This window comes from Spectribacter hydrogenoxidans (assembly GCF_031846275.1).
Lineage (GTDB): Bacteria > Pseudomonadota > Gammaproteobacteria > Nevskiales > Salinisphaeraceae > Spectribacter > Spectribacter hydrogenoxidans.
In genome coordinates this window covers 1-4,367 of sequence record NZ_JAVRIB010000035.1, presented here as the reverse complement: position 1 = coordinate 4,367, position 4,367 = coordinate 1, and the positions used below count along the sequence as shown (strand labels likewise).

At 64.3% G+C, this 4,367-nt stretch carries 4 protein-coding genes and 1 pseudogene; 3 read left to right on the top strand and 2 right to left on the bottom strand.

Annotated features, from left to right (window positions below; all coding sequences use genetic code 11):
- Together RM532_RS15705 and RM532_RS15700 are read left to right on the top strand one after the other, a co-directional pair.
- A partial coding sequence (locus RM532_RS15705; protein ID WP_311654283.1) for a TetR/AcrR family transcriptional regulator occupies positions 1-568 on the top strand: 568 nt, incomplete at its 5' end.
- A 65-nt stretch (positions 569-633) separates the two neighbouring features.
- Positions 634-2,100, top strand: a complete 1,467-nt coding sequence (locus RM532_RS15700; protein WP_311654282.1) for an aldehyde dehydrogenase — start codon at positions 634-636, stop codon at positions 2,098-2,100.
- A 147-nt stretch (positions 2,101-2,247) separates the two neighbouring features.
- On the opposite strand, the gene RM532_RS15985 is transcribed toward RM532_RS15700, so the two are convergent.
- Complete coding sequence (locus RM532_RS15985; RefSeq protein ID WP_349255339.1) at positions 2,248-3,003, bottom strand: FAD-binding oxidoreductase; 756 nt, start codon at positions 3,001-3,003, stop codon at positions 2,248-2,250.
- A gap of 42 nt (positions 3,004-3,045) precedes the next feature.
- Positions 3,046-3,180, bottom strand: a pseudogene (locus tag RM532_RS15980) (2Fe-2S iron-sulfur cluster-binding protein); the annotation flags it as partial.
- A 521-nt stretch (positions 3,181-3,701) separates the two neighbouring features.
- Between RM532_RS15980 and RM532_RS15685 the strand changes: the two are divergent.
- A partial coding sequence (locus tag RM532_RS15685; protein WP_349255338.1) for a transposase zinc-binding domain-containing protein occupies positions 3,702-4,367 on the top strand: 666 nt, incomplete at its 3' end.

The following is a 4,367-nucleotide window of genomic DNA, read 5'->3' as shown; positions in this document are numbered from 1 at the left end:
CACCATCGCGCTGCTCAAGCGCCATGGCTACGCCGGGCTGCGCACGGCCGCCATCGCCGACGAGGCTGGTGTATCTCGCGGCGCCCTGCTGCACCACTACCCCACCAAGGACGCCCTCATCCTGTCCAGCGTCGAGTTCGTCATGCGGCGCGCCCGCGCCGGCGCGCTGCGTCGTCTGCGGCGGGTGGAGGAGGGCGTCGACGCCTTCGCCGCGATCATCGACGATGCCCGTCAGTTTTTCTTTAGTGCGGACTTCGGGGTGGTGCTGGATCTAGTCCTCATGGGCGGCAAGAATCCAGAATTCCGCCGGCATATCGTGCGCTACGCCCGTAAAAACCGATTGCCGGTGGAAACCGCCTGGCGCAAGTTGCTGGAGCGCCGCGGGCTGGAACCGGAGCAGGCCGGGCTGCTTTTAGACCTCACCCTCAATACGGTCCGCGGCGCCTCGATCCGGGCGCTGTGGCAGCGCGACGAGCCAGCCATCGACCGCATGATTATTGCTTGGCGGGACATGCTGGATCTGTACCTCGACCACCACGGCATTAAGTGGCTCGCCAAGCCGCGGTAGGCATAGTACGATGACTGACTATTGCAAGCAGGCTGCGCGCGCAGCCATTATTTGGAGGAGCCATCATGGCCCAAGCAAGCGAACAAGTCACCGCCGGCGCGCAGTCGGCGCGGGATTTTTTCTACATCGGCGGCGAGTGGGCCAAACCCGCCACCGACAAGCGCTTCAACCTCGTCAATGCGGCCACCGAGGAGGGCCTCGGCAGCGTCCCTGAAGGGGTGGAGGCCGACATGGACCGGGCGGTGGCGGCTGCGCGCCACGCTTTTGATCATTCCGGCTGGGCCCAGACCAGTGGGCCGGAGCGCGCCGCGATCATGAATCGCTTCGCCGACGAGCTGGAAAAGCGCGCGCCCCAGATCGCACCGACCGTCTCGTCGCAGAATGGTATGCCGATCAGCCTGGCCTCGCAGTTCGAGGCGGGTTTCCCGATCCTCATGCTGCGCTACTACGCGGGCCTGGCGGAAGGTCTGCAGGACGAGGAGGAGCGGACCTCACCCATTGGCCAACAGGCCATCGTCCGGCGTACGCCTATCGGCGTGGTCGCCGGAATCGTGCCGTGGAACTTCCCCGCGACCCTGGCGATGAGCAAGATTGGACCGGCCATGGCCGCCGGCTGCACCCTGGTACTCAAGCCATCCCCAGGCACGGCGCTGGACTGGTATTTCGTCGCCGAGGCCGCTGAGGAGGCCGGGGTGCCGCCCGGGGTGATCAACTGGGTACCCGGTGACCGCGCCGCCGGCGCCCACCTAGTGGCGCATCCCGGGGTGGACAAGGTTGCCTTCACCGGCTCGACCGCCGCCGGCCGTAAGGTCGCCCAGGTCTGCGGCGAGGCGCTGCGGCCGGTGACCCTGGAGCTGGGCGGCAAGTCGGCCGGCATTGTTCTGGACGATGCGGATCTCGATGCCACCATCCCCGGCCTGCAGTTCGCCTCCCTGCTCAACAACGGCCAGGCCTGTCTGGCCAGCACCCGCATCCTGGCGCCCAGGAGCCGCTACGACGAGGTGGTGGACGCGCTGGCGGACATGGCGCGGGGACTGTCCGTTGGTGACCCGATGGACGAATCGACGCAGGTTGGCCCCATGGCTTCTGCGGAGCACCGCGACCGCGTTTTGGGTTATGTCGAGAAGGGCAAACAGGAAGCCCGCTGCGTTGCCGGCGGTGGACGGCCCGGCAAGCTCGACAAGGGCTGGTTCGTCGAGCCGACCATCTTCGCCAATCTGGACAACAACGCCACCATCGCCCGCGAGGAAATCTTCGGTCCGGTGCTGGTGGTCATCCCCTACGACGACGACGAGGACGCCATCCGCATCGCCAACGATTCCGAATACGGGCTCGGCGGCTCGGTGTGGTCGGCCGACCACGACCGCGCCCTGAACATGGCGCGGCGGGTGGAAACCGGCAGCATCGGCGTCAACGGCTACAACATCTCCATCGGCTCGCCCTTCGGCGGCATCAAGTCCAGCGGCATCGGCCGCGAGTTCTCGCAGGAGACCTTAGCGGGATTTCAGCAGATGAAATCGATTTATTTGTGAAAGGGCGCAGAGAGGCGAGAGAAGAGCCAATCCGCAGATTGCGCAGATTACGCAGAGCAATAAAATAAGCAGAAAGTATTTCTTCTTTCTTTCCTCTGCGTAATCTGTGTAATCTGCGGATATACATTTTCCCGGATTACGCTCCGCTCACGCCGTCTCGCCGTGGCTTTCGTCGGTGAATTTGTCGTAATGGATCTCGGCTAGCGGCACGCCGAGTTCCACCAGCGCGTGGATGCCGGCATCGATCATCGGTGGCGGCCCGCACATATAACCCTGCGCCCCGGTCAGATCGATCCCGCCAGCCGCGGGGAGGTGCTCGGTGACCATGCCGCGTGCGCCATCCCAGTCGCGGTCGTCGTGGCCTTCCGAGAGTACTGGGACGAAATCGAATTTGTTCGGCCAACCCGCCGCGATCGCCTTGATCTCATCGACGCAGTAGAGGTCCGCCTGGGTGCGCGCGCCGAACAGGAAGGTGCAGGGCCGGTTGACGCGGTTCTTGCGCGCGTCCTCTAGCAGGCTGAGCAGGGGCGCCAGGCCGCTGCCGCCGGCGATGCAGAGCATGGGCCCTTCGCCCTGGCGTATGTGGAACTGGCCCTGGGGCGCCTCGATCTCGAAGCGTTCGCCCGCGAGTGCATCATCGAAAAGGGCTTCGGTGAAAAGGCCGCCCGGCACCTTGCGCACGAAAAAGTTGACCCGGTCGCGGCCGTCGCGCAGGGGCGGTTGGGCGAAGGAATAGGAGCGCCGGCGATCGATCTTCGGTACCCAGAGGTTGGCGTACTGGCCGGCGACATAGCGCACCGGCCGGTCCAGTTGGACGGTGACCTGGAGGATATCGTGGGTGAGGGCGGTGCTTGCGACCAACTCGCCGGTGTAGGTCTCTGGCGCAAAGGCAGTGACGTCCACCGATTCGAGGGTGACGCGGGTCAGCTCGTCCTTGGGCAGGGCCTGGCAGGCTAGGATATAACCGGCCGCGAGTTCGTCGCCGGACAGGGTATAGCCAAAATCGTTGAGGGCGCGCACCCGCCCCTCGGTGAGCAGCGACTTGCAGGAACCACAGGTACCCACGGTGCAGTCGTGGGGGTAGGCGAGGCCGGCCGGCGCTACGACGAGCCCTGGGACGAGTTATCGGTGCTGGAGGCGGCTCGGCGGTGATGTTGCCGAGCAGGCCGTCCGCCGTGGTCAGGTGGCGGCGCAGGCGCCCGCTCTCGGCCTCGACGACGTAGAGATGCCATTTTGCGATTGGATCTTTTCGATCTCAAGCGGATCGCGGCCGAGTTTGCGATCTTCGGTCTGGCCATATTTCTGATGGTTGACATCTTGACCGCCGACCGGCTCTTGGCACAAGCGCGCCATTTTGCTGCTTGGCCCAGGGCGGCCGCATCACCCTGAGTTTGCAGGGTCGCCGACCAGATCATCGAGCATGCGGTTGCCGTAGCTGAGGCGCTGGCGACAATCAATCTGATTGTGGATGCCGGCAATCTGGAGGCGCCGGAAACTCGTGGGATTTACTAGCCTCCAAGAAAGTTGGGGCGGTTCGTCGACCGAACTGTTCCAGGCGAGACATGACAGAAATACTGTATCGATGTACAGTCTTCTAAACCATGACTCGCACCACGCCAGAGCGCCGCCAGGCGCCTTGCGGCGGGGGTTACTGCCGCGCCGATGCCCCAGCCTGGGTGAACCGCGACGAGGCCCCAGCAACGAGAGCAAATGCGCAGCGCTACCAGCGTCACCAGCCCGAGCGGGCGCTGCTCTACCGGATCGTCGAAGACAACTACCCGGCATTTCTGGAACAAATGGCATGCGAAGGCCGGCCGCTGCCACATTACGTGCGGCGGGAATTTGACGAATTTCTGGGCTGCGGGCGACTGGAACACGGTTTCTTGCGCGTGCGTTGCGGTGACTGTCATGCGGAGCGGCTCGTGGCTTTCAGTTGCAAGCGCCGGGGGTTTTGCCCCAGTTGCGGGGCCCGGCGCATGGCCGAAGCCGCGGCGTTGCTGGTGGACGAGGTCTTTCCTGAGCAGCCGGTCAGACAGTGGGTACTGAGTTTCCCTTATCCGCTGCGCTTTCTGTTCGCTAACAAACCCGAGGTGATGACCCGTGTGCTGGGCATCGTCTACCGGGTTATCGCCACGCACTTGATTAGCAAAGCCGGCTTCACCCGCACCCATGCACGCACGGGCGCAGTCACCCTGATCCAGCGCTTCGGTAGCGCCCTCAATCTGAATCTGCACTTCCACATGCTGTTTCTGGACGGGGTGTATGTC

What these genes read in the sequence shown, in the direction of transcription:
- RM532_RS15700 (WP_311654282.1), top strand. Translation starts at nt 634, where the DNA reads ATGGCCCAAGCAAGCGAACAAGTCACCGCCGGCGCGCAGTCGGCGCGG.